The 22,785-nt window shown below is 69.1% G+C and carries 20 protein-coding genes; 5 read left to right on the top strand and 15 right to left on the bottom strand.

Translation table 11 applies throughout. From position 1 onward, the window contains the following. Positions 1-189: 189 nt before the first annotated feature. On the bottom strand, positions 190-1,311 hold the full coding sequence (locus SCI24_RS03970; protein ID WP_318724130.1) for a phosphatidylserine/phosphatidylglycerophosphate/cardiolipin synthase family protein: 1,122 nt from the start codon (positions 1,309-1,311) through the stop codon (positions 190-192). Between the two features lie 128 nt (positions 1,312-1,439). Between SCI24_RS03970 and plsB the strand changes: the two genes are divergently transcribed. Then, positions 1,440-3,893 carry a glycerol-3-phosphate 1-O-acyltransferase PlsB gene (gene plsB, locus SCI24_RS03965; protein ID WP_318724129.1) on the top strand — a complete coding sequence of 818 codons (2,454 nt, stop codon included), beginning with the start codon at positions 1,440-1,442 and terminating at the stop codon, positions 3,891-3,893. 2 nt (positions 3,894-3,895) lie between these two features. Here the strand turns inward: plsB and SCI24_RS03960 are convergent, their stop codons facing one another. From SCI24_RS03960 to ampD, 6 genes are all read right to left on the bottom strand, one after another. Then, positions 3,896-4,654 (bottom strand): class I SAM-dependent methyltransferase, encoded by a 759-nt coding sequence (locus SCI24_RS03960; RefSeq protein ID WP_318724127.1) that lies wholly within the window; start codon positions 4,652-4,654, stop codon positions 3,896-3,898. Further along, positions 4,651-5,355 (bottom strand): tRNA (adenosine(37)-N6)-threonylcarbamoyltransferase complex dimerization subunit type 1 TsaB, encoded by a 705-nt coding sequence (tsaB, locus tag SCI24_RS03955; RefSeq protein ID WP_318724125.1) that lies wholly within the window; start codon positions 5,353-5,355, stop codon positions 4,651-4,653. The genes SCI24_RS03960 and tsaB overlap by 4 nt, the downstream gene beginning before the upstream one ends. 104 nt (positions 5,356-5,459) lie before the next feature. Then, positions 5,460-6,116 carry an adenylate kinase gene (gene adk, locus SCI24_RS03950; RefSeq protein WP_318724124.1) on the bottom strand — a complete coding sequence of 219 codons (657 nt, stop codon included), beginning with the start codon at positions 6,114-6,116 and terminating at the stop codon, positions 5,460-5,462. Positions 6,117-6,353: 237 nt separating this feature from the next. Next, complete coding sequence (gene aceF, locus SCI24_RS03945) at positions 6,354-8,378, bottom strand: pyruvate dehydrogenase complex dihydrolipoyllysine-residue acetyltransferase (protein ID WP_318724123.1); 2,025 nt, start codon at positions 8,376-8,378, stop codon at positions 6,354-6,356. A 76-nt stretch (positions 8,379-8,454) separates the two neighbouring features. Continuing rightward, positions 8,455-11,127: a pyruvate dehydrogenase (acetyl-transferring), homodimeric type gene (gene aceE / locus SCI24_RS03940; RefSeq protein ID WP_318724122.1), complete on the bottom strand. Its 2,673-nt coding sequence runs from the start codon at positions 11,125-11,127 to the stop codon at positions 8,455-8,457. A gap of 303 nt (positions 11,128-11,430) precedes the next feature. Next, on the bottom strand, positions 11,431-12,027 hold the full coding sequence (ampD, locus tag SCI24_RS03935) for a 1,6-anhydro-N-acetylmuramyl-L-alanine amidase AmpD (protein WP_318724121.1): 597 nt from the start codon (positions 12,025-12,027) through the stop codon (positions 11,431-11,433). Between the two features lie 77 nt (positions 12,028-12,104). Here ampD and nadC point away from each other — a divergent pair, with 77 nt between their 5' ends. Further along, positions 12,105-12,956, top strand: coding sequence for a carboxylating nicotinate-nucleotide diphosphorylase (gene nadC / locus SCI24_RS03930; RefSeq protein ID WP_318724120.1), 852 nt, complete (start codon positions 12,105-12,107; stop codon positions 12,954-12,956). Positions 12,957-12,964: 8 nt separating this feature from the next. Here nadC and SCI24_RS03925 read toward each other — a convergent pair whose 3' ends face one another. After that, positions 12,965-13,522, bottom strand: a complete 558-nt coding sequence (locus SCI24_RS03925; RefSeq protein ID WP_318724119.1) for a GNAT family N-acetyltransferase — start codon at positions 13,520-13,522, stop codon at positions 12,965-12,967. A gap of 93 nt (positions 13,523-13,615) precedes the next feature. Between SCI24_RS03925 and tsaA the strand changes: the two genes are divergently transcribed. Next, the gene (gene tsaA / locus SCI24_RS03920; RefSeq protein WP_318724118.1) at positions 13,616-14,371 is read left to right on the top strand and encodes a tRNA (N6-threonylcarbamoyladenosine(37)-N6)-methyltransferase TrmO; all 756 of its coding nucleotides are present in this window, start codon (positions 13,616-13,618) and stop codon (positions 14,369-14,371) included. Positions 14,372-14,413: 42 nt separating this feature from the next. Here tsaA and purC read toward each other — a convergent pair whose 3' ends face one another. From purC to dapA, 4 genes are read right to left on the bottom strand one after another with little or no spacing between them, the layout of a single operon-like run. Continuing rightward, positions 14,414-15,127: a phosphoribosylaminoimidazolesuccinocarboxamide synthase gene (gene purC / locus SCI24_RS03915; RefSeq protein ID WP_318724116.1), complete on the bottom strand. Its 714-nt coding sequence runs from the start codon at positions 15,125-15,127 to the stop codon at positions 14,414-14,416. A gap of 40 nt (positions 15,128-15,167) precedes the next feature. Then, a complete protein-coding gene (locus SCI24_RS03910; protein ID WP_318724115.1) occupies positions 15,168-15,962 on the bottom strand; it encodes an MBL fold metallo-hydrolase in 795 nt (264 codons plus the stop codon). Beyond that, the gene (locus SCI24_RS03905; RefSeq protein ID WP_318724114.1) at positions 15,962-16,930 is read right to left on the bottom strand and encodes a lipoprotein, NlpB; all 969 of its coding nucleotides are present in this window, start codon (positions 16,928-16,930) and stop codon (positions 15,962-15,964) included. Before SCI24_RS03905 ends, SCI24_RS03910 begins: the two co-directional genes overlap by 1 nt. A gap of 49 nt (positions 16,931-16,979) precedes the next feature. Continuing rightward, on the bottom strand, positions 16,980-17,864 hold the full coding sequence (gene dapA / locus SCI24_RS03900; protein ID WP_318724111.1) for a 4-hydroxy-tetrahydrodipicolinate synthase: 885 nt from the start codon (positions 17,862-17,864) through the stop codon (positions 16,980-16,982). 178 nt (positions 17,865-18,042) lie between these two features. Between dapA and SCI24_RS03895 the strand changes: the two genes are divergently transcribed. Further along, positions 18,043-18,516 carry a peroxiredoxin gene (locus SCI24_RS03895; RefSeq protein ID WP_318724109.1) on the top strand — a complete coding sequence of 158 codons (474 nt, stop codon included), beginning with the start codon at positions 18,043-18,045 and terminating at the stop codon, positions 18,514-18,516. A 50-nt stretch (positions 18,517-18,566) separates the two neighbouring features. Here SCI24_RS03895 and SCI24_RS03890 read toward each other — a convergent pair whose 3' ends face one another. Both SCI24_RS03890 and SCI24_RS03885 read right to left on the bottom strand, forming a co-directional pair. Then, positions 18,567-19,667 (bottom strand): AI-2E family transporter, encoded by a 1,101-nt coding sequence (locus SCI24_RS03890; RefSeq protein ID WP_318724107.1) that lies wholly within the window; start codon positions 19,665-19,667, stop codon positions 18,567-18,569. Beyond that, positions 19,664-19,912, bottom strand: coding sequence for a sulfurtransferase TusA family protein (locus SCI24_RS03885; protein ID WP_318724106.1), 249 nt, complete (start codon positions 19,910-19,912; stop codon positions 19,664-19,666). The genes SCI24_RS03890 and SCI24_RS03885 overlap by 4 nt, the downstream gene beginning before the upstream one ends. Before the next feature lie 144 nt (positions 19,913-20,056). Here SCI24_RS03885 and SCI24_RS03880 point away from each other — a divergent pair, with 144 nt between their 5' ends. Then, complete coding sequence (locus SCI24_RS03880) at positions 20,057-21,559, top strand: M48 family metalloprotease (RefSeq protein WP_318724105.1); 1,503 nt, start codon at positions 20,057-20,059, stop codon at positions 21,557-21,559. 192 nt (positions 21,560-21,751) lie between these two features. Here SCI24_RS03880 and nadA read toward each other — a convergent pair whose 3' ends face one another. Next, positions 21,752-22,780, bottom strand: a complete 1,029-nt coding sequence (gene nadA, locus SCI24_RS03875) for a quinolinate synthase NadA (RefSeq protein ID WP_318724103.1) — start codon at positions 22,778-22,780, stop codon at positions 21,752-21,754. Positions 22,781-22,785: the final 5 nt, after the last annotated feature.

The raw sequence follows: 22,785 nt of genomic DNA, 5'->3' as shown, positions 1-22,785 counted from the left end.
CAAGCAGCCAAGCAGCCAAGCAGCCAAGCAGCCAAGCAGCCAAGCAGCCAAGCAGCCAAGCAGCCAAGCAGCCAAGCAGCCAAGCAGTGTGTGACGCTCACGAGCAAAAGCAAACGCCGAGGCAATGGCCTCGGGGTTTGCTTGTAGCTCGGCGCTCGTGGCTCGTGGCTCGTGGCTCGTGGCTCGGCGCTACCTTAACCTCGTCAGCATCCCGTCCAGGGTCCCGTAGAGCCACTCGCGAAAGCGCTGCAGGCGCGGCCGTCGCGACCAGGCCTCGGGGTCGATCTCCCGGCTCGACGCGAAGTTGCGTTCGAAGAGCCCGGCGACCTCGGCGGCGAAGCGGGGGTCATCGACCTCCTGGTTGGCCTCGAGGTTCCACTGCAGGCTCCAATGGTCGAAGTTGCACGAACCGAGGCTGACCCAGTCATCGGCCAGCGAGAACTTGGCATGGATGAAGGTGGGCTGGAACTCGAAGATGCGCACCCCCGCCCGCAGCAGGCGACCATAGAAGCGCTGTCCGGCATAGCGCACGCCGGGATGGTCGTGGAGCTCGCCCGGCAGCAGCAGGCGCACGTCGACGCCGCGCCGGGCCGCTCGGGCCAGGCGCATGCGCAGGGTGAAGGTGGGCACGAAGTAGGGGGTACAGATCCACAGCCGCTCCGCGGCGGTCGAGACCCGATGATGCAGCGAGTGGCGGATCGCCTGGTAGCGATAGCCCTGCCCCCAGACCACGCGACCGCGCATGCCGCGGTAGCCCTCGCGCTGGCGCATCGCGAGCTCCAGCCCCCGCACCAGGGAGGCCCTGCCCGGCCCGCGACTCATCGGTGAGTCCCAGAGCCGGCAGAACAGCCGCACCCAGTCGGCCACCACCGGCCCCTCGATGCGCATCGCCACCTCGTACCAGGCATCCAGGAACTCGTCCACCGCGCCGAAGCCGCCGGTGAAGGCCTCGGCACCGTCGACCACCACCAGCTTGCGGTGGTCCCGGGTCAGGTTGCGCACCAACGACTGCATCCCCAGGGGATTGAAGAAACGCAGCGCCACGCCCCCCGCCTCGAGACGCTGGCGATCGGCAGTGGCGAGCCCCATGGCACCATAGCCGTCGAGCAGCAGCATCACCGACACGCCCCGCTCGGCGGCACGAAGCAGCGCCCCGATCAGCGCGGTGGCCAGCCGGCCGGATTCCATCAGGTAGAGCTCGATCAGCAAGGAGTGGCGCGCCCGGTCGACGGCCTCGAACATCGTGGGCAGGAAGAGGGCCGCCTCGGGAAGCAGTTCGAAGTGATTGCCGTCTCGCCACATGCCGTGCATGGCACCGTCCCTGTCACATACCGTTACAGCATTGACGCATGTTTGCCGTCCCGGGAAAAGCCCGGCCCCCTGACCGCCGGGGGACGGGCCGCTATACTGACGGTTCACTCCCGGGCACAGGCGACAGGATGGGCCTTGCACGCATGCTGGCCGGCGCGCTGCGCGCGCCCCTCGAGGGACTGATGGCCCGCTGGGCCCGGATCCGGCTGATCGAGCCCGCCCCCGAGGCGCTCCCCCTCGAGCCGACGCTTCCGACCCTCTATGTGCTGCCGCATCCGGCGCTCTCCGATACCCTGCTGCTGGCATCGCTGACCCGTGCCAACGGTCTGCCGACGGCCGGCGGCCGGCGCACCATCGGCGCGGTCACCCTGCCCGCCAGCATGGCGCTGCCTGCCCCGAGCCGACGCCTGTGGCGCCCAACGCGGCGACCGGAGGCCCCCTTCCTGTCGCTGATCGAGCAGTGCCAGCGTGATCCCGGCCGTGACGTCCAGCTGGTGCCGGTGAGCATCTTCTGGGGACGTGCCCCGGGCAAGCGCTTCGGTTTCTGGCAGCTGCTCGCCGCGGACAGCTGGCAGCTCACCGGGCGGCTGCGCCGGCTGCTGTCGGTGGTTGTCCACGGCAAGGACGTGGAGGTCCATCTCGGCACGCCGCTAAGACTCTCCGAACTGCTCGACGCGCGCGAGGCCGACCTCACCAATCGCAAGGTCGCCAGGCTGCTGCGGGTGCACTTTCGCCGCCTGCGCACCCGGGTGCTGGGGCCGGACCTCTCCCATCGGCGCACCCTGATCGAGGGGATCGCCGCGAGCCCCGAGGTGCGCCGCGTCATCCGCGAGGTGGCGGTCGCGGAGCAGCGCTCGGTGCCGCGTCTCGAGGGCCGGGCCCGCCGCTATGGCCGCGAGATCGCCTCGAACATGACCTACCCGGTGCTGCGCTTCATGGACGGCCTGCTGAGGCGTCTCTGGAACCGCCTCTACGACGGCGTGGCGGTGCACGGCCTGGAGCGGGTCAAGGCCATCGCCGGGGACCATACCCTGGTCTACGTCCCCTGCCATCGCAGCCACATCGACTACCTGCTGCTCTCCTACGTGCTCTACCGCGACGGCCTGATGCCCCCGCACATCGCCGCCGGACGCAACCTTGACATGCCGCTGATCGGCCCGCTGCTGCGTCGCGGCGGAGCCTTCTTCATGCGTCGCAGCTTCCGCGACAACCGCCTCTATGCCACGGTCTTCAACGAGTACCTGCACCGCCTGATCGCCCGCGGCCACCCGCTGGAGTACTTCATCGAGGGCGGGCGTTCGCGCAGCGGGCGCATGCTGCCTGCCCGGCCCGGCATGCTCTCGATGACCCTGCGCTCCTACCTGCGCGGCGCACGCGCCGGCGGCCAGCCGCTGGTCTTCGTGCCGGTCTACATCGGCTACGAGCGCATCCTCGAGAGCGGCAGCTACCAGCGCGAGCTGCATGGCGGCAGGAAGCGAAAGGAGAGCCCCTGGGGCCTGCTGCGGGTGCTCGGCCGGCTGCGCCAGCCCTTCGGGCAGGTCACCGTGAACATCGGCGAGCCCCTCTCGCTCCCGGCCTTCCTCGACGCGGAGGTGCCCGGCTGGCGAGGGCGGCTCGACGACCCCCGCCCGCCCTGGCTCGCCCGCGCCGTCCCCCGCCTGGGCGAGACCCTCTCGCGTCGCATCAATGCCGCCGCCGCCCTCAATCCGGTCAACCTGGTGGCCCTGGTGCTGCTGGCCACCCCCCACCATGCCATCGAGGCCAGCCTGCTCAAGCGCCAGCTGGCGCTGCTGGTGGCCCTCCAGCAGCGCCTCCCGGGCGGTCAGCATGTCAGCCTGCCGGAGGGCACGCCCGACGCCTGGCTCGAGCGGGTTATCGCCCTGGGGATGGTCGAGCGACGCCCGCACCCGTTGGGCGACATCATCGTCGCCGACGGCCGCCAGGCCGGCCTGCTTGGCTGGTACCGCAACAACGTGCTGCACCTCTTCGCCCTCGCCGGGCTCACCGCCTTCACGTTCCGCCACCAGGCCTGCCATGACCTGGATGGCCTGGTGGCCCTGCTCGCCCCCGGCTGGCCGATCCTCACCCGCGAGCTGGTGATCGCCCCTCCGGCCTCGCTGCGCGAGGAGCTGGCCGGGATGCTCGACGCCCTGGTCGAGGCGGGACTGCTGGAAGCCGAGGGCGGGCGCTGGCGACGGCCTCGGGAGTCCCTGGAGGCCGGGGAGCAGCTGCGCATGCTCGGGGGCCTGATGCAGCCTTCGCTGGAGCGCGGCTACCTGCTGCTGTCGGTCCTGTTGAGCGAGCCCTCGGGGCGCTTCACCGCCGACGAGCTGACCGCGCGCAGCCGCGAGCTCGCCGAGCGGCTGGCCCTGCTCTCGGGGCTGGATGCGCCGGAATTCTTCGATACCCGGCTGTTCTCCGGCCTGGTGGAGAGCCTGGAGGCGCAGGGATGGCTTCACGCCGAGGAGGGCCGCCTGGTGTTCGATGACCGCCTGAGCGAGGCGGCCCAGCGGAGCCGGGCGCTGTTCGACCCGGCGCTGCGCCACCGGCTGCAGCTGGTCAGTCGCCCGGAAGCGGGCTGACCTCAGGCCTCCAGGCGGCGGTGGACGTAGAGGTCATAGCGACTGGTCTTGTCCTCGATGACGTGGCGCGGCGACGGCCCCTCGATGGACGGGGCCTTGCGCGGCCGCTTGACCACCACCCGGTGGGTCGCCACGTCCAGTGCCGCCTCCAGCAGCCGCGGGGCATCCGGGTCATCGCCGGCCAGGGTGCGGAAGAGTCGCATCTCCTTCTTGACCAGCGCGGACTTGTCGCGGTGGGGGAACATCGGATCCAGGTGGATCACCTGGGGCGCCACGCTGCCGCTCGCCACCAGCGCCTCCAGTCCCCGGGTCGCGTCGCCGTGAACCAGTGCCATGCGCGCGGCGATCTCGTCGATCCCGGCGTCCTCCCGGGCACGGGCCAGGCCGTCCTCCAGCAGCGCGAAGATTGCCGCGACCCGCTCGATCAGCAGCACCTCGGCCCCCAGGCTCGCCAGCACGAAGGCGTCGCGACCCAGCCCCGCGGTGGCATCCACCACCGAGGGCGTGACGCCCCTGGCCAGGCCGCAGGCGCGGGCCACCAGCTGGCCACGCCCCCCTCCGAAGCGACGGCGATGGGCGGCGCGTCCAGCGACGAAGTCCACCGCCAGCGGATGGCCGAAGCGCTTCGGATCGCCGGCCAGGACCAGGCGCCCCCCCTGGTGGACCAGCAGCAGCTCGGCCTCGCCCTCACCGGCCCGGGGCAGGCCGAGTCGCGCCGCGAGGGCCGGGTCCGCCACCCCCACCGGCACGCCAGGCCTCATCGGCCCTTCAGCCAGGCGACCCGGTCGCGCAGATAGACCGGCTGCACCTCGTGGGGCGGCCGCCCCTTGCCGGCCACGAAGTCGCGCAGCGCCAGCAGGGCCATGTCGGCCGCATCGGCCTCCGGCTCGGGCAGGCAGAGCCCCATGCCGGCCTGCACCTCGGCAGGCATCTGGTCCCACAGGCGCCAGCCGGAGCCGATGCCGACCCAGTCGTGGTCGTCATGGCCGACGGGCAGGCGCAGCCGCGCCGGCGGCATCACCGCCTCCTCGGTCAGCGCCACCGGCGCACCATCGCGGCACTGCCAGGCCGCCACGTAGATCTCGCCCATGCGGGCATCCAGGGCGGTGATCAGCCAGCGGTAGTGGTGGCGACGATGGGCGCCGAGTGCCAGCGCCTCGAGGGTCGAGATACCGACCAGCGGCCGGTCGAGGCCGAAGGCGAGCCCCTGGGCGACCCCCGCGGCGATGCGCAGGCCAGTGAAGGAGCCCGGCCCCCTGCCATAGGCGACGGCATCCAGCGCCGAGGCCGGCAGGCCGGCCTCGGCGAGCACCTCGTCGACCATCGGCAGCAGCCGCCGGGTGTGCTCCCTCGGGGTCAGGGCGAAGCGTGAGATCAGTTCGTCGTCGATGCCCTCGCGGCGGCGCAGCAGGGCGGCGGAACAGGCGCTCGAGGAGGCATCCAGGGCCAGCAGGATCGGCATGGGCAAGAGGTCGCGGCGGGAAATGTCGGGGCATTATACGCGCGCCATCGCCAACGACGAAGGCCCGCGCATGGCGGGCCTTCGTCAAGGGCGCGAGTGGGGGATCAGCCCTCCAGCGCCTCGATCACCTGGGCGGTGATGTCGTCGATGCTGCCCACCCCTTCGACGCGATGGTATTCCGGGGCCGCCTCGGGGTCCTCCTTGGCCCACTGCCGGTAGTAGTCGACCAGCGGCGCGGTCTGCTCGTGGTAGACCGCCAGGCGGTTGCGCACGGTGGACTCGCGATCGTCGTCACGCTGGATCAGCGTCTCGCCGGTGACGTCGTCCTTGCCATCCTCCTTGGGCGGCTGGTACTCGAGGTGATAGACACGGCCGGAGCCCGGGTGCACGCGGCGACCCGCCAGGCGCTTGACGATCTCCTCGTCGTCCACGGCGATCTCCAGCACGTGGTCGATCTTGACCTCGGCATCCTTCATGGCCTGGGCCTGGGGGATGGTGCGCGGGAAGCCGTCGAACAGGAAGCCGTTGGCGCAGTCGGGCTGGCTGATGCGCTCCTTGACCAGGGCGATGATGATGTCGTCCGACACCAGGCCGCCGCTGTTCATGATCTCCTTGACCTTGAGCCCCAGCTCGCTGCCCTCCTTCACCGCGGCGCGCAGCATGTCGCCGGTGGAGATCTGCGGGATGTTGAATCGCTCGCAGATGAACTGGGCCTGGGTGCCCTTGCCGGCACCGGGGGCGCCCAACAGGATCAAACGCATCTGACTGCTCCTTGAAGTGTGAATCACGTACACGAGGAAAGGGAAGACCCGAACGATAACCGTGCCGTCAGGCCCAGACAAGCGAAGTGACCGCCGACAGCCCGCCAAAAGCGGAAAAAAGGTCGGCGTATCAAGCTTGTGGCAGCCAAATAGCACTTTGGTCTGCCCCGGGGATCGAGCCCGCCATAACGGACGACGGCGCCTTGCGGCGCCGTCGTACCAGGCAGGATGGTCGCCCTACAGCAGCAGGCGACGAATATCCGTCAGCAGCTGGCCCAGCAGCGCGGTGAAGCGCGCCGCATCGGCGCCGTTGACCGCCCGGTGGTCATAGGAGAGGCACAGCGGCATCATCAGCCGCGGCTGGAAGGTGGCACCATCCCACACCGGCTTCATCTGCGCCTTGGAGATGCCGAGGATGGCCACCTCCGGGGCGTTGACGATGGGCGTGAAGGCGGTGCCGCCGATGGAGCCCAGGCTGGAGATGGTGAAGCAGCCACCGGTCATCTCCTCGCGCTTGAGCTTCTTCGACTGCGCCTTCTTGGCCAGCTCCACGGACTCCTTGGCAATATCGATCAGCGACTTGCGGTCGGCATCGCGGATCACCGGCACCATCAGGCCGTCCGGGGTGTCCACGGCGACGCCGATATGCACGTACTTCTTGTGCACCACCGTCTCGCCGTCGCTCTTCAGGCTGACGTTGAACTGCGGGAACTTCTGCAGCGCGAAGGCGCAGGCCTTGATCAGGAAGGGCAGCGGCGTGAGCTTCGCGCCCTGGGCCTCGGCCTCGGCCTTCATCGACTTGCGGAAGGCCTCCAGCTCGGTGATGTCCGCCTCGTCGAACTGGGTGACGTGGGGCAGGTTGACCCAGCTGCGATGCAGGTTGGTGGCGCCCATCTTCATCAGGCGCCCCATGGGCTTCTCTTCCACCTCGCCGAACTGGCTGAAGTCCTGGTCGGGGATCGGCGGGATGCCGCCCCCGGCCGCCGCCGGCGGAGCCGCCGCCGCGGGCGTGCTGCCCTTGCCGTCCATCACCTGCTTGACGTAGGCGTGGACGTCCTCCTTGAGCACGCGCTCCTTGGGGCCGCTGGGCCTGACCAGCCCCAGGTCCACGCCCAGCTCCCGGGCCAGCATGCGAACCGCCGGGCCGGCATGCACCAGCTTGCCGTCGCGGGGCTTGTGGGCGGCCATCTGGGCCTCGGGGCTCGGCGAGCCGGCGGGGGTTTCCGTCGGCGCCTCGGCCTTCGGCGTCGCCTTCTGCTCGGGCTGCTTCGCCGCCGGCTTGGCGGCGGGCTTGCTGCCAGCCAGCGGAGTGCCGGCCACCTCGATATAGCCGATCAGGTCACCCTCGGAGACGGTATCGCCCTCCTTCACGGTCAGCTCGAGCAGCTTGCCCTTGTAGGGGCTGGGCACGTCCATGGAGGCCTTGTCAGACTCCAGGGTAATCAGCGGGTCCTCCTCGTCGACCTCGTCGCCGACGCTGGCGGCGATCTCGATGATCGGCACGTCGGAGGAGCCGGAGAGGTCAGGGACGCGGACCTCCTTGCGCTCCGGCTCGCCACCGGCACCCTCCTCCTCGGCCGGGGCCGACGCCTGCGGGGCGCTCGCTGCCGGCTCGGGCGCCGACTCGGCGGCGGGCTCGGCCTCGCCGCCCCCCTCGCCGATACCCGCGTCCGCGATCTCCATGGTGCCGATGACGTCGCCCTCGGAGACGGTGTCACCCTCCTTGACGGTGAGCGAGACCAGCTTGCCGGCATGGGGGCTCGGCACGTCCATGGAGGCCTTGTCGGACTCCAGGGTGATCAGGGTATCCTCGGCGGCCACCTCGTCGCCCTCGGCCACCGCCACCTCGATGATCTCCACATCCGCGGAACCACCCAGGTCGGGGACCTTGATCTCAATGGTGCACTTGCCGCCGCCCCCACTCCTGGCGGCGGGCTTCTCCGGGGCCGGTTCGGGCGCCGACTCGGGTTCCTTCTGCGCCTCGGAGGCCTCGCTCTTCTCCTCGGCCTCGCCGCTGCCCTCGACCTCGATCTCGATCTCGACGATGTCGTCGCCCTCGGAGACGGTGTCGCCCTCCTTGACCAGCACCTTCAGCACCTTGCCGCCCTTCGGCGCCGGCACGTCCATGCTGGCCTTGTCGGACTCCAGCGTGATCAGGGTGTCCTCGGGGGCGATGACATCGCCCTCGGCCACCGCGATCTCGATGATTTCCACATCGGTATCGCCACCGATGTCCGGAACTTTGATGATTTCGCTACTCAAGGTCGCGCTCCTTCAAACTCTTGACGGGGGCGGGCCTCGCGGGCCCGCCATGCCACCGGATCAGTCGGTCGGCGCCTCACACCTCAAGCGGGTTGGGCTTGGCCGGGTCGATGCCGTACTTCTTGAGCGCCTCGCCGACGACCTTGCGATCCAGTTCGCCACGGTCGGCCAGCGCCTTGAGCGCGGCCACGGTCACGAAGCGGCGGTCGACCTCGAAGAAGGCACGCAGCTTCTCGCGGGTATCGGAGCGACCGAAGCCGTCGGTCCCCAGTACATGGTAGTCGGTCGGCACCCAGGCGCGGACCTGGTCGGCGAACAGCTTCATGTAGTCGGTGGAGGCGATCGCCGGCCCCTTGCGGCCTTCCAGGCAGGCAGTGACGTGGGGCTTGCCCGGTTCGGCCTCGGGGTTGATGAAGGCCTGGCGGTCGATCTCCAGGGCCTCGCGGCGCAGTTCGTTGAAGCTGGTGACGCTCCAGATGTCGGCGCCAACACCCCACTCCTCGGCGAGCATCTCGGCGGCGGCCTCGACCTCGCGCAGGATGGTGCCGCAACCCAGCAGCTGCACGCGGCCCTTGTCGCCCTGCGTCTCGCGCAACAGGTACATGCCCTTGATGATGTCGGCGGCGGGCACCTCGTCGAGGGCCGGGTGCTCGTAGTTCTCGTTCATCACCGTCAGGTAGTAGAAGCAGTTCTCCTTGTCGGTGAACATGCGCTTCAGGCCGTCCTGGACGATCACCGCCACCTCATGGGCATAGGTGGGATCGTAGCTGCGGCAGTTGGGAATCATCGAGGCCTGCAGGTGGCTGTGGCCATCCTGATGCTGCAGGCCCTCGCCGTTCAGGGTGGTACGCCCGGCGGTGCCGCCGACCAGGAAGCCGCGGGCCTGCATGTCACCGGCCGCCCAGGCCAGGTCGCCGATGCGCTGGAAGCCGAACATCGAGTAGTAGACGTAGAACGGCAGCAGCGTCGTGGCGTTGTTCGAGTAGGAGGTCGCGGCGGCGATCCACGCCGACATGGCGCCGGCCTCGGTGATGCCCTCCTCGAGGATCTGGCCCTTCTGATCCTCGCGATAGAACATGATCTGACCCTTGTCCACCGGCTCGTACTTCTGCCCCTCGGAGGTGTAGATGCCGAGCTGGCGGAACATGCCCTCCATGCCGAAGGTCCGCGCCTCGTCGGGAATGATCGGCACCACACGCTCGCCGATCTTCTTGTCCTTGACCAGGCCGTTGAGGATGCGCACGAAGGCCATGGTGGTGGAGACCTCGCGACCCTTGGAGCCGCCGGTCTGCGACGCGAAGGTCTTGTCCTCGAGGGCCGGGATCGGCAGCGCCTCGAAGTCATGGCGGCGCGCCGGCAGGTAGCCACCCAGGCGCTCGCGCTGGAGATGCATGTACTTCATTTCCGGCGTATCGTCATCCGGCTTGTAGTACGGCACTTCCTTGAGCTGCTCGTCGGAGAGCGGGATGCCGAAGCGGTCGCGGAACGTGCGCAGCGCCTCGTACTCCATGGTCTTGACCTGGTGCGCCTCGTTGGCGGCCTCGCCGTCGCCGCCCCCCATGCCGTAGCCCTTGACGGTGTGCGCCAGGATCACGGTGGGCCGGCCGTTGGCCTTCTGGGTCGCCTCGTGGTAGGCCGCATACACCTTGAAGGGATCATGGCCGCCGCGGTTGAGCTTCCAGACGTCCTCGTCGGACATGTCCTTGACCATCTCGGCGGTTTCCGGGTACTTGCCGAAGAAGTGCTCCTTGGTATAGGCGCCGCCGTTGGCCTTGTAGTTCTGGTAGTCGCCGTCGACCGCCTCGTCCATGCGCTTCTGCAGGATGCCCTTCTTGTCCTTCTCGAAGAGCGGGTCCCAGAGGCGACCCCAGACGACCTTCAGGACGTTCCAGCCGGCGCCGCGGAACACGCCCTCGAGCTCGTCCATGATGCGCGAGTTGCCGCGCACCGGGCCGTCCAGGCGCTGCAGGTTGCAGTTGACGACGAAGATCAGGTTGTCGAGCTTCTCGCGGCTGGCCAGGTGGATGGCCCCCAGGGATTCCGGCTCGTCGCACTCGCCGTCGCCCATGAAGCACCAGATCTTGCGATCGTGCATGTCCTTGAGCTCACGCGAATCCAGGTACTTCATCACGTGGGCCTGGTAGATGGCCTGGATGGGACCGAGACCCATGGACACCGTGGGGAACTGCCAGAAGTCCGGCATCAGCCAGGGGTGCGGATAGGACGAGAGACCGTCGCCATCCACCTCCTGGCGGTACTTGTCCATCTGGTCCTCGGTGAGACGCCCTTCCAGGTAGGCACGGGCATAGACGCCCGGCGCCACATGGCCCTGGATGTAGACCAGGTCGCCCTCGAAGTCGCCGTTGGGGGCGCGGAAGAAGTGGTTGAAGCCCACGTCATAGAGGGTCGCCGCCGACATGAAACTGGCGATATGACCACCCAGCCCCGGGTTCGCGCGATTGTTGCGGATCACCTGGGCGATGGCGTTGTAGCGGATCAGCGAACGGATGCGACGCTCCATGAAGAGATCACCCGGCATCGGCGCCTCGCGGTGCACCGGAATGGTGTTGCGATGCGGGGTGGTCACCGAGAAGGGCACCTGCATGCCATCGCGACGCACGCGGTCGGCCAGGCGCGTCATCAGGTACCGGGCACGATCCTCGCCCTCGCGATCCAGGACCGACTCCAGGGAATCCAGCCATTCCGTGGTTTCGACCGGATCGAGATCTTCTCTTGATTCCAGACTCATAGACGTCTCTCCGAATGACGGTGGGGACTACAGCCCCTCAGAGGGGCGAGTGGCGCTCATGTTCGGACGTGCAGACCGAACGCGTCAGGCCTGTAGTTGTTTTACAAGGTGGTGTGATGTGCGGTTGCCGTTGGCGCGAAGATACCGTAAACGCCGGGCCCTGCCAATTCAAGATAAAATGGAAATAGTTTTCACATAACCCATATTGCACCGCAACACAGGGGATTACGTGACCCCACGGCGTCGAATCCGGGCCTGCTCAGGAAGTTGTAGCGAAACTACCGTATGAAGCAAGCGTGCCATTCAGGCGTGATCGGCAAGGCTTCCCTGGCACCCTAGAGAACGTATTCTTTCCACTTCCTGGCGAAAGAAGGCCCAGTCGAAGGCGGGCCCCGGGTCGTTCTTGCGCAGCGGCGCCACCCGGGCATGGCTGGTGATGCGCGTCTCGTCGAGGGCCGGGTAGGCCGCCAGCAGGGCAAGGGTGACGGCCGCGAGGGCCCGGTACTGGGCGCCGGTGTAGGGGCTGACCTCGTCTCCCTCCAGTTCGATGCCCACGGCGAAGTCGTTAAGCGCCGTCCGCTCGCGCGCCCCGTCCCGCCACCGCGAGCGGCCGGCATGCCAGGCCCGCGCCTGGAAGGGCACGAACTGCACGCACTCCCCGTCACGGCGGATCAGCAGGTGGGCCGAGACACGCAGCCCGGCGATGGTCGCGAAGAAGGGGTGTGCCTCGGGGTCGAGCCGGTTGGTGAAGAGCCGCTCGATATGCTCGCCCCCGAAGACCCCGGGCGGCAGGCTGATGGCGTGCAGCAGCAGCAGCGAGACCTCCCCGGCCGGGCGTTCATCCTGGTTGGGAGAAGGAAGGCGCCGGGCGCCGGGCAGCCAGCCGTCGTCGATGCGCATGGTTTTTCCCTGACGTCGATGCATGGGTTTCCCTATAATGACCGCCTCAAGCTTCCCCGCACAGAGATGGACCCGCCATGCATTACCAGGACGCCCTTGCCGAAGAGATCCGTGACAGTGCCGCCCGGCTGCTGGCCGAGGACGTCGGTCCCGGTGACATCACCGCCCAGCTGGTGCCCGAGAAGCAGATGGCCCGAGCCCGGGTGATCACCCGCGAGGCGGCGGTGCTGTGCGGCGTGGCCTGGGTCGACGAGCTGTTCCGGCGCCTCGATGCCCGGGTCGCCCTGCACTGGCAGGCCGCCGACGGCGACCGCCTCGCGCCCGGGCAGGTCTTCCTCGAGCTGGAGGGGCCGGCGCGCAGCCTGCTCACCGGGGAGCGGGCCGCGCTCAACCTGCTGCAGACCCTCTCCGCCACGGCGACCCGCACCCGCCACTGCGTGGACCTGCTCGAGGGGACCGGCGTGCGCATGCTGGACACCCGCAAGACCCTGCCCGGGCTGAGGCTCGCCCAGAAGTACGCGGTGACCTGCGGCGGCGGTCACAACCACCGGATCGGCCTCTATGACGCCTTCCTGATCAAGGAGAACCACATCGCGGCCTGCGGCGGCATCGCGGCCGCCGTCGACGCGGCGAGGCGCATCGCCCGCGAGCTGCCGGTGGAGGTGGAGGTGGAGACCTTCGAGGAGCTGGACCTGGCGCTTGCCGCCGGGGCCGACGTGATCATGCTCGACAACTTCAGCCTCGTCGACATGCGCGAGGCGGTGCGTCGCACCGCCGGGCGTGCCACCCTGGAGGCCTCGGGGAACGTCGACGAGGGCACCCTGCGCGCCATCGCCGAGAGCGGCGTGGACTGCATCTCCAGCGGCGCCCTGACCAAGGATGTCAGGGCCATCGACCTGTCGATGCGCATCGTCGAGCAGGAGGCCTGAGCGGCTCCTCAGGTCTCGACGGCGACCAGCCGCTTCTCGAGCCGCTGGCGGTAGAGCCGCTCGCCGCCGCGCTCGACCCAGTCGTCGCCCAGCCGCTGCCAGCCGCGGTGAACCAGGCCATCGACCAGCATGGCGCTGGCCTCGATGGTGGCACGGGTCACGCCCTGCTCGAGGAGCAGGCGCTCGGCATGCACCAGCAGCGTCGAGCCGATCCCGCGCCGCCCGAGCGACGGCCAGACATAGAGGGTCTCGATCCGCCCGCGGGGAATGTCCAGCTCCAGGAAGCCCACGCAGCGGCCCTCGCAATCGGCGACCAGGGTGGTGTAGAGCGCCTGGCGCGCCGCCCAGGCACTGCCATCCCGGGGCAGGACCGTCGCCCAGGCCTCGCGCTCGACCAGCGAGTAGTGCCCCGCCGCCCCCTGCATCACGGCGTGGTGGAAGACCTCGGCCTGGTCGGCGGCGTCCCGGGCGCGGGCCGTGCGATAGACGATTCGCGGCCCACGGCGGCGCCCGGAGGGTGGCGGCTCGGCCGGCTCGGAACCGGTGTCGATATCGGCAAGACGCATGCGAGACCTTCCTGAGATGATGACCGCCCCAGCAGACTACCCAAGCCACGCCGCGGGGCCAAGCCCTGCGGGTGGTCACCCTCAGGATATGCCATGAACGACCGCCCCGCCCCGCCCGACGCCTTCCATATGACGCCCATCGGCATCATCGAGAGCGACTTCCCCGACAAGTTCGGTATCCCGCGCCAGCCGGGCCTGGCAACGGCGGCCCGGGCATCCCTGGTGCTGGTCCCGCCCTTCGACGACCCGCTGGCGGTGAGAGGTCTCACGGCCTTCAGCCACCTCTGGCTGACCTTCGTCTTCCACCTCACTCCCGAACAGGCCGGCCCGGCACGCTGGCGCCTGCTGGTGCGCCCGCCGCGCCTGGGCGGCAACGCCAAGGTGGGGGTCTTCGCCAGCCGCAGCACCCACCGCCCCAACCGCCTGGGGCTGTCGCTGGTGGAACTGGTCGAGATCGACACCTCGCACGGCGTGCGCCTGCGGCTTCGTGGCGCCGACCTGGTCGACGGCACCCCGGTGCTCGACATCAAGCCCTACCTGCCCTGGGCCGAGGCCCGCCCCGAGGCCCGCGCCGGCTTCGCCCCCGAGACGCCGCCGACCCTGGCGGTCAGCCTCTCGCCCGAGGCGGAGGCGATGCTGGCCCGGCGCCCCGACGGCGACTCGCTGCGTGAACTGATCATCCAGGTGCTGGCCCAGGACCCGCGCCCCGCCTACCGCAACGGCGCCGAGGCACGGATCTACGGGGTGCGGCTGCGCGACGTGGACGTGCGCTTCCAGGCCCTGCAGGCGCCGGCCGGCCCCACCACCCTCAGGGTGATCGAGATCGTCCCGGCCGCGGGCCGGACATGACGAAGGGCCCCGCGGGGCCCTTCTCGCATCACAGGGGCGGCATCAGTCGAAGTCGATGCCGATCCGTTTGCCCACCTCCTCGTAGGCCTCGATCACGCCGCCCAGCCCCTGGCGGAAGCGGTCCTTGTCGAGCTTCTCGCGGGTCTTGGCATCCCACAGGCGGCAGCCGTCCGGGGAGAACTCGTCGCCCAGTACGATCTCGCCCTTGAACAGGCCGAACTCCAGCTTGTAGTCCACCAGCAGCAGGCCACCCTCGGCGAACAGCGCCTTGAGCACCTCGTTGACGCGGAAGGTGAGCGCCTTCATCTCGGCCAACTGCTCGGGGGTCGCCCAGCCGAAGGTCTCGGCCAGCGACTCGTTGATCATGGGGTCGTGCAGGGCATCATTCTTGAGGAACAGCTCGAAGGTGGGCGGGTCGAGCGCCTGGCCCTCCTCCACACCGAGGCGCTTGACCAGACCGCCGGCGGCGATGTTGCGCACCACGCACTCCACCGGGATCATCTCGAGGTTCTTGACCAGGCTCTCGGTGTCCGAGAGGCGCCGGTCGAAATGGGTGGGGATGCCCGCCGCCTGCAGCTTCTCCATGATGAAGGCATTGAAGCGGTTATTGACCATGCCCTTGCGGGCCAGCGATTCCATGCGCTCGCCGTCGAAGGCGCTGGTGTCGTCGCGGAAGGTCAGGATCAGGCGATCGGGGTCATCGGTGGCATGGACCGACTTGGCCTTGCCGGCATAGAGTTCTTGGCGCTTTTCCATGGGAGCCTCCAGAGGCGCGGATACGGATCAGGATGGTCGTTCAGCCGAGGGTCTGCCAGGCCAGGCCAGCGTCCTGGGCGGCGATCCTCAGCCGGGATTCATCGCCGTCGAGCAGCGGCACCAGGGCCTCCAGGGCCAGCTCGGGGCGATTGTTGTGTTCGGAGAGGTGGGAGCTAACGATGCGCTGCAGGCGGTCGAGCCCCAGCCGGGCCAGCAGCCAGGCCGCCTGGCCGTTGGCCAGGTGCCCCCAGTCACCGCCGACGCGCCGCTTGAGGCTCGCGGGATAGGGCCCCTCGGCGAGCATCCGTGGGTCGTGGTTGCACTCCAGCACCAGGCCGTCGCAGCCGGCGAAGGCCTCGACCACATGCGCGCTGGGATGCCCCAGGTCGGTGAGCAGGCCGAGGCGCCGCTCGCCGGCGTCGATACGAAACTGCACCGGCTCCCGGGCGTCGTGGGGCACGGTGATGGGGTCGATGGTCAGCCCCTTGACCGCGAAACGGGCCTGGGGAGTGATCCAGTGGCGGCGCGGCAGCTCGCCGAGCCGACCCGACAGCCAGGTCCCCGGCGTCAGGTGGACCGGCAGCCCGTGGCGGCGGGCCAGGGGGCCGACGCCCCGCACATGGTCGCCATGCTCGTGGGTCACCAGCAGGGCATCGAGCTGGCGGGGATGCAGCCCCAGGCGGGCCAGTCGGCGCTCGGCCTCGCGCAGGGTGAAGCCGCAGTCGACCAGCAGGTGCGTCTCGCCGTCGCTGACCAGGGTGGCGTTGCCCTTGCTGCCGCTGCCCAGGGAGGCGAAGGAGAGGCGCCCGCGCCCACCCGGCACCGTACCGCTCATCAGCGCAGCAGGCCCGCCACCCGCTCGAGCAGCTCGCGCTGGTCCTCGGTGGAGAGCGCCTCCTCGCCGGCACCCTGGGCCGTGAGCACGGTCTCCTGGGGGCCGCGGGCCTCCAGCACCAGGCGCACCTGCCGGGTCGACTCGCCCAGGTCGAGGGTCGCAAGCGACTGCAACAGGCCCCGCTCCCGCTCGCTCCGGGTCAGGTAGCCCACCAGGAAGCTGCGCGACGAGGGGTCGCGCTCGAGCAGCTCGCGACGCCCCTCGACCGAGAAGTCGAGTTCCAGCTGGTGGCTGAGTTCGGCCCAGAGACGATCCGCCTCGAAGGGCAGGATCACCTGCCAGTCGTCACCGCGCTGCTCGAATCGGGCACGACTCTGGGCGTCGGGCCGCTGGGCGGCCAGCGAGGCGGCGCTCGGCGACATGCTGCGCGCCTCGAAGTGGCGCTCCAGCGCCGTCAGGCAGGCGGCCTGCGTGGTCCCGCCCTGCTCGCAGCGAATCTCGCTGTCGCCGCTGCGAAGCGCCGGACGGACACTGAGCCTGGCCTGGTCGGTTTCCAGGATGCCACGGCGGGAGTCGCTGGCGGTGACGGTCAGGCCGCGGCTGCGCACGAAGCGCTCGAGCTCCGGCCAGACCGTTGCCGGTTCGGCGCCCACCACCAGCCAGCGCTCGTCACCGACCGCGCGACGCTCGACATAGCCTCGCTCCATGCTGCGCCCGGGCGACAGGGCCTGGGGGAGCGGTGCCTCGACCACGCCGTCCTCGGCGGGCCGCGTGCCGCTCACCTCGGGGACCGGCATGGCATCCCGGTAGCGCTCGGCATCGCGGCTCTCCGGCAGCACCAGGGGCGCATTCTCCTCGGCCTCGCCGTAGTCGAGGTTGCGATCATGATAGAAGCCATCACGGGCACAGCCGGCCGTGGCCAGGGCGATCACCGCCACCAGCGGCATCCATTTCAGCGCAGAGTTCATGCGTCCACCTTGCCTAGAGTTGTGCGGGGTGCGCGGTGCCGGGCACCGCTCAGTCGTCGATCAGGCCCGCCAGCTGCAGGGCCTCGCTGACGGTGGAGTGATACTTCTCGGAGAGCCAGGTCAGCGGCAGCCGGATGCCGGGCTCGATGTGGCCCATGCGATACAGCGCCCACTTGACCGGGATCGGGTTGGACTCGATCCCCAGGTTGGTGTGCAGCGGCATCAGGCGGGTGTTGATCTGGTGGGCCCGGTCGGCATCCCCGGCCACGGCGGCACTGCAAAGCTCGTGCATCGCCTTGGGGGCCACGTTGGCCGTCACCGAGATGTCGCCATGGCCGCCCATCAGCATGAAGTCGCAGGCGGTGGCGTCGTCCCCGGAATAGAGCATGAAGCCGCTGTCCTTGAGGCGCGCGATCAGGTCCTCGGCGCGCTCCAGGTTGCCGGTGGCGTCCTTGAGCCCGATGATCTTGTCGACCTCGGCCAGGCGCAGCACGGTCTCGTTGTAGATGTCCGAACAGGTGCGCCCCGGCACGTTATAGAGGATCACCGGCAGGTCACTGCTCTCGGCGATGGCCTTGAAGTGCCGGTAGAGCCCTTCCTGGGTGGGCTTGTTGTAGTAGGGCGCCACGGTCAGGCAGCAGTCCGCCCCGACCTCGCTGGCGTAGCGGGCCAGCTCCACCGCCTCGGTGGTGTTGTTGGAGCCGGTGCCGGCGATGACCGGGATGCGCCCGTTCACCTCCTCCACCACGGTGCGGATGACATCGAAATGCTCGGCGAACGACATGGTGGTCGGCTCGCCGGTGGTGCCGGCCGCCACGATCGCATCGGTGCCGTTGTCGAGATGAAAGTGCACCAGGCGGCGCAGGGCCTCCCAGTCGATATCGCCGTTGACCTTCATCGGCGTCGCCAGCGCGACGATACTGCCAGTGATCATCCTCTCGATTCCTCTCGATTCGCCTGCATTCGCGGTCGCGGGGACCTCGGGCAACGCCCCGGTGCCAGGGGCCAAATGGTACTCAGGCCTCGAGAGCCTGTACAGCCGCGACTTTACAGTTCGCCGCGGGTTGCGTGTAATCGGGGCTTCTTCCCTCCCCCACGACAGGAGCACGACCATGAGCGTCAGCCTCGGCGAGCCCGTTCCGGACTTCACCGCCACTGCCACCGGCGACACCACCGTCACCCTCTCGGCGCTGAAGGGACAACAGGTGGTGGTCTACTTCTACCCCAAGGCCAGCACCCCCGGGTGCACCACCGAGGGTGGCGACTTCCGTGATCGCAAGGAGGCCTTCGACGCCGCCAACACCGTCATCCTCGGTGTCTCCCGGGACGGCATCCGCGCCCAGGAGAACTTCAAGGCCAAGCAGGGCTTCAACTTCGAACTGATCTCCGACAAGGACGAGGCGCTCTGCCGGCTGTTCGACGTCATCAAGCTCAAGAAGCTCTACGGCAAGGAGCACCTGGGGATCGAGCGCAGTACCTTCCTGATCGACGCCGACGGCAAGCTCGCCCGCGAGTGGCGCGGCGTCAAGGTCAAGGGCCATGCCCAGGAGGTGCTGGAGGCCGCCCAGGCCCTGCACGCCGGCTGAGCCTTCTCGCATGTCGCTCCGCGCGGACGATCGCCCGCGCCCCGGGACGCTCACGACTCGGCGGGCGTCTCGGCCGCCTCCTGCCGGTGGCGGTGCTTGATGCCTCGCGGCCAGGCGTAGACCAGCGCCTTGAGCAGGGTCGCCAGGGGGATGGCGAAGAACACCCCCCAGAAGCCCCAGATGCCGCCGAAGAAGAGGATCGCCAGGATGATCGATACCGGGTGGATGTTGACCGCCTCGGAGAACAGGACCGGCGACAGGACGTTGCCGTCCAGGGCCTGCAGCACGCCGTAGGCGACCAGCACATAGAGGAACTCGTCCGTCAGGCCGAAGTGGAAGCCGGCCACCGCCGCCACCGGCAGGGTGGTCACCGCCGCCCCGATATAGGGCACCAGCACCGAGAGCCCCACCACCACCGCCAGCAGCGCCGTGTAGGGGAGCCCGAAGTAGGCGAAGGTGAAGAAGGCCGCGGTGCCGACGATGATGATCTCGATGAACTTGCCGCGCACGTAGTTGGCGATCTGGTCGTCCATCTCCTCCCAGACGCGGGTCATCAGCTCGCGCCGTTGGGGCAGCAGCGAGACGGTGAAGCCCACCAGGCGGTCGCGGTCCTTGAGCATGAAGAACACCAGGATCGGCACCAGGATCAGGTAGACGATCAGCGTCAGGACATTGCCCAGCGAGGCCAGCGACAGGGTCAGGGCGCGCTGGCCGAGCTGTGTCACCTCACGACCGGCCACGTCGATCCAGTTCTGCATCTGGTCGGGGGTGACCAGGTTCGGATAACGCTCCTGGAGATCATCCAGCAGCTGCTGGCCACTGGCGAACATGCGCGGCGCCTCCTGGACCAGCCCCACCAGCTGGTTCCAGATCAGCGGCAGCAAGATGAAGGCCAGTGCCAGCAGTACCCCGATGAAGGCGAGGAACACCACGAACACCGCCAGCAGGCGCGGCATCCTGCGCCGCTCCATCCAGCTCACCGGCCCCTGCAGCAGGAAGGCGACCACCATGGCGATGAGGAAGGGCGCCAGCATGCGCCCGAAAAAAATCACCGCGGTGAAGCCCAGCACCAGCACCACCAGCAGGATCACCGCCTCCTCGTCCGAGAAATAGTGATCCATCCAGCGCCTGAAGACCGACCTCAGGGTCATGGAGTCGGCTCCCCGCCCTTGCGGATCCAGTAGTGGTAGACGTCACCGCGCTCCTCCCTGGCCGGCATCTCGTGCGCGCTCTGGGCCACGAAGGTCTCGAAGTCGCGCCAGGAGCCCGCATCGGTGGCCATGACCTCCAGCAGCTGGCCGGGCGCGAGGCGCGACAGGGCCTGCTTGGCCTTGAGCAGCGGCAGGGGGCAGGGAAGACCGCGGGCATCGAGCAGGTCATCGGGTTGCAGCGCCATGGTGTCTCCCGGGAAGATACAATAGGACGTGCCGGCCAACGGGCCCGCACGCAAGTCCCTGCGATTTAAAGGCACTTTGCAGGCCGAATCAATGTCACATCTGGGTACCTGCCACCCCTTGCGCTCCCCTTGACGAGGACGGCCATGCTGCGTCGAACCGGAACCTGCCTCACCGCCTGCGCCCTGAGCCTGGCGCTTGCCCTGCCGAGCCAGGCCCAGTCCCCCGGGCGCTACGAGGCCCCCGGCCTGACCCGAAGCCCCTCGGTCGCGGCCGGAGGCGACTACGGGCTGCCCAGCCTGACCCGCCAGGGGAGCCAGGCCATCAGCGGCGAGGAGTATCGGCTGGGCCGCGCCTGGCTGCGCCAGTTCCGCGCCCGCGCTCCCGAGTGGCAGGACGCCATCGCCCAGGACTACGTGGAGTCGCTGGTGGCCCGCCTGCTGCCCCACAGCGGCCTGGGAGACGCCCGCACCGCCGTCACCCTGGTGGAGAGCCGCCTGCTCAATGCCTTCGCCGTGCCCGGCGGGGTGATCGGCGTCAATGCCGGGCTGTTCGCCTTCGCCGAACGCGAGGCCGAGCTGGCCTCGGTGATCGCCCACGAACTGGGCCACCTCTCCCAGCGCCACTATGCCCGCGGCCAGGCCCGCGCCGAGCAGACCCAGATCCCGGCGATGGCCGCCATGCTCGCCGGCATGCTGCTCGCCGCCGGGGGCGGCGGCGATGCCGGCATCGCCGCCGCCATGGGCTCCCAGGCGGCCTTCATCCAGGACCAGCTGAGCTACTCCCGGCGCTTCGAGCAGGAGGCCGACCGCGTGGGCCTGCAGGCCATGGCGGATGCCGGCTATGAACCGGGCGCCATGGTGGAGATGTTCCGCGCCATGCAGCGCATGATGAGCCTGCAGGGGGGCACCCCCCCGGAGTTCCTGCTCACCCACCCGGTGACCGAGTCGCGCATCAGCGATACCCAGGCCCGCGCCGACCAGGTCTCGGTGGCGGCGCCGCGCGACGGGGACCTCCACTACCAGTTGGTGAGGGCCCGAGCACTGCTGACAGTCCACGATCGCGACCCGCAGCAGGCCAGCACCCGCCTGGCCCAGGACCAGGCGCCGGAGGCGGCCCGGCGCTACCTTTCCGCGCTGATCGATGCCCGGGCCGGGCGCACCGACCGGGCACTGGACGAGCTCGACGCCCTGGCCAGGTCGCAGCCCGACCTGGCGATGCTGCCGGCCTCGGCGGCCCAGGTCGCCTTCGAGGCCGGCCGCATCGACGAGGCCATCGACCGCAGCCGTCGCCAGCTGCGGTTGATGCCGGACTACGCGCCGGCGAGCCGACTGCTGGGCGAGGCATTGCTGCAGCGTGACCCCGACGAGGCCTATCGCGTGCTGCGCGAGCTGGCCGACGCCCGCCCCGAGGACCCGCAGGCGTTCACCCTGCTCGCCGAGGCCGCCGGCCGCAGCGGTCGCGAGGCCTGGGGCCACCTGGCCCGCGCCGAACAGCTGCAGCTCACCGGTCGCATCGACCGCGCCATCCGACAGCTGGAGGTGGCCAAGGAGGTGGCCGAGCGCGAGGGTGACGGCGCCGCCGCCAGCCATATCGAGCGGCGTCGCGAGGACTTCATCGGCTACCGGGAGACGCTGGAGAAGTTCTAGCTACAAGGAGCAAGGAGCAAGCTGCAAGCTGCAAGCTGCAAGCTGCAAGCTGCAAGCTGCAAGCTGCAAGCTGCAAGCTGCAAGCTGCAAGCTGCAAGCCAACAGCGTGAAATCACCCGCAGCAAAAGAAAACCCCGGAGGCCTCAGCCTTCGGGGGTTTCTTGTCGCTTGGCGCTTGTGGCTTGACTGCTGTTATTTCTGGAAGTTGAGCATCCGCTCCAGGGGCTTGAGGGCCGCCAGGCGCAGGGCATCGTCGACGAAGATCTCGCCCGAGCCGTCACGCAGGGTGCCCGCCAGGTTGTCCAGCGCATTCATCGCCATCCAGGGGCAGTGGGCGCAGCTCTTGCAGGTCGCGCCATTGCCGGCGGTGGGCGCCTCGAAGAGCGTCTTCTCGGGAACCGCCTGCTGCATCTTGAAGAAGATACCGCGGTCGGTCGCCACGATCAGCTTGTCGTGGGGCAGTTCCTTCGCCGCCTTGATCAGCTGGGAGGTGGAGCCCGCCACGTCGGCCAGTTCGACCACCGAGGCCGGCGACTCAGGGTGAACCAGTACGGCTGCCTCCGGGTAGAGGCCCTTGAGATCCTCGACGCCCTGGGCCTTGAACTCCTCGTGGACGATGCAGGCACCGTCCCAGAGCAGCATGTCGGCGCCGGTCTGTTTCTGGATATAGCCCCCCAGATGCTTGTCCGGGGCCCAGAGGATCTTCTCGCCGCGCGCCTGAAGGTGCTCGATCACGTCAACGGCGATGGAGGAGGTCACCACCCAGTCGGCGCGCGCCTTCACCGCCGCGGAGGTGTTGGCATAGACCACCACGGTGCGGTCGGGATGGGCGTCGCAGAAGGCGCTGAATTCGTCGGCCGGGCAGCCCACGTCCAGCGAGCAGGTCGCCTCCAGGGTGGGCATCAGCACCCGCTTCTCCGGGGAGAGGATCTTGGCGGTCTCGCCCATGAAACGCACGCCGGCCACCACCAGGGTGTCGGCCTCGTGGCGGGCGCCGAAGCGCGCCATCTCCAGGGAGTCAGCCACGCAGCCGCCGGTCTCCTCGGCGAGCTGCTGGATGGCGTCGTCGGTATAGTAGTGGGCCACCAGCACGGCATTGTGGGCCTCGAGCAGACGCTTGATCTCCTCGATGCGCGCCTCGTCCTCGGCGGGAATGCGGGTGGGACAGTAGGTGCGTGCGAGCTGCTCGCGCAGATCGGCACGGGAAGTCATGATCGTCATCGTGT

Origin of the sequence: Halomonas sp., from assembly GCF_033549285.1 — a bacterium.
Classification (GTDB): domain Bacteria; phylum Pseudomonadota; class Gammaproteobacteria; order Pseudomonadales; family Halomonadaceae; genus Halomonas.
The sequence above is the reverse complement of the archived record's forward strand: the minus strand, read 5'-3'. Positions and strand labels throughout refer to the sequence as shown.

What these genes read in the sequence shown, in the direction of transcription:
- SCI24_RS03970 (WP_318724130.1), bottom strand. Translation starts at nt 1,311, where the DNA reads ATGCACGGCATGTGGCGAGACGGCAATCACTTCGAACTGCTTCCCGAG.
- plsB (WP_318724129.1), top strand. Translation starts at nt 1,440, where the DNA reads ATGGGCCTTGCACGCATGCTGGCCGGCGCGCTGCGCGCGCCCCTCGAG.
- SCI24_RS03960 (WP_318724127.1), bottom strand. Translation starts at nt 4,654, where the DNA reads ATGAGGCCTGGCGTGCCGGTGGGGGTGGCGGACCCGGCCCTCGCGGCG.
- tsaB (WP_318724125.1), bottom strand. Translation starts at nt 5,355, where the DNA reads ATGCCGATCCTGCTGGCCCTGGATGCCTCCTCGAGCGCCTGTTCCGCC.
- adk (WP_318724124.1), bottom strand. Translation starts at nt 6,116, where the DNA reads ATGCGTTTGATCCTGTTGGGCGCCCCCGGTGCCGGCAAGGGCACCCAG.
- aceE (WP_318724122.1), bottom strand. Translation starts at nt 11,127, where the DNA reads ATGAGTCTGGAATCAAGAGAAGATCTCGATCCGGTCGAAACCACGGAA.
- ampD (WP_318724121.1), bottom strand. Translation starts at nt 12,027, where the DNA reads ATGCGCATCGACGACGGCTGGCTGCCCGGCGCCCGGCGCCTTCCTTCT.
- nadC (WP_318724120.1), top strand. Translation starts at nt 12,105, where the DNA reads ATGCATTACCAGGACGCCCTTGCCGAAGAGATCCGTGACAGTGCCGCC.
- SCI24_RS03925 (WP_318724119.1), bottom strand. Translation starts at nt 13,522, where the DNA reads ATGCGTCTTGCCGATATCGACACCGGTTCCGAGCCGGCCGAGCCGCCA.
- tsaA (WP_318724118.1), top strand. Translation starts at nt 13,616, where the DNA reads ATGAACGACCGCCCCGCCCCGCCCGACGCCTTCCATATGACGCCCATC.
- purC (WP_318724116.1), bottom strand. Translation starts at nt 15,127, where the DNA reads ATGGAAAAGCGCCAAGAACTCTATGCCGGCAAGGCCAAGTCGGTCCAT.
- SCI24_RS03910 (WP_318724115.1), bottom strand. Translation starts at nt 15,962, where the DNA reads ATGAGCGGTACGGTGCCGGGTGGGCGCGGGCGCCTCTCCTTCGCCTCC.
- SCI24_RS03905 (WP_318724114.1), bottom strand. Translation starts at nt 16,930, where the DNA reads ATGAACTCTGCGCTGAAATGGATGCCGCTGGTGGCGGTGATCGCCCTG.
- dapA (WP_318724111.1), bottom strand. Translation starts at nt 17,864, where the DNA reads ATGATCACTGGCAGTATCGTCGCGCTGGCGACGCCGATGAAGGTCAAC.
- SCI24_RS03895 (WP_318724109.1), top strand. Translation starts at nt 18,043, where the DNA reads ATGAGCGTCAGCCTCGGCGAGCCCGTTCCGGACTTCACCGCCACTGCC.
- SCI24_RS03890 (WP_318724107.1), bottom strand. Translation starts at nt 19,667, where the DNA reads ATGACCCTGAGGTCGGTCTTCAGGCGCTGGATGGATCACTATTTCTCG.
- SCI24_RS03885 (WP_318724106.1), bottom strand. Translation starts at nt 19,912, where the DNA reads ATGGCGCTGCAACCCGATGACCTGCTCGATGCCCGCGGTCTTCCCTGC.
- SCI24_RS03880 (WP_318724105.1), top strand. Translation starts at nt 20,057, where the DNA reads ATGCTGCGTCGAACCGGAACCTGCCTCACCGCCTGCGCCCTGAGCCTG.
- nadA (WP_318724103.1), bottom strand. Translation starts at nt 22,780, where the DNA reads ATGACGATCATGACTTCCCGTGCCGATCTGCGCGAGCAGCTCGCACGC.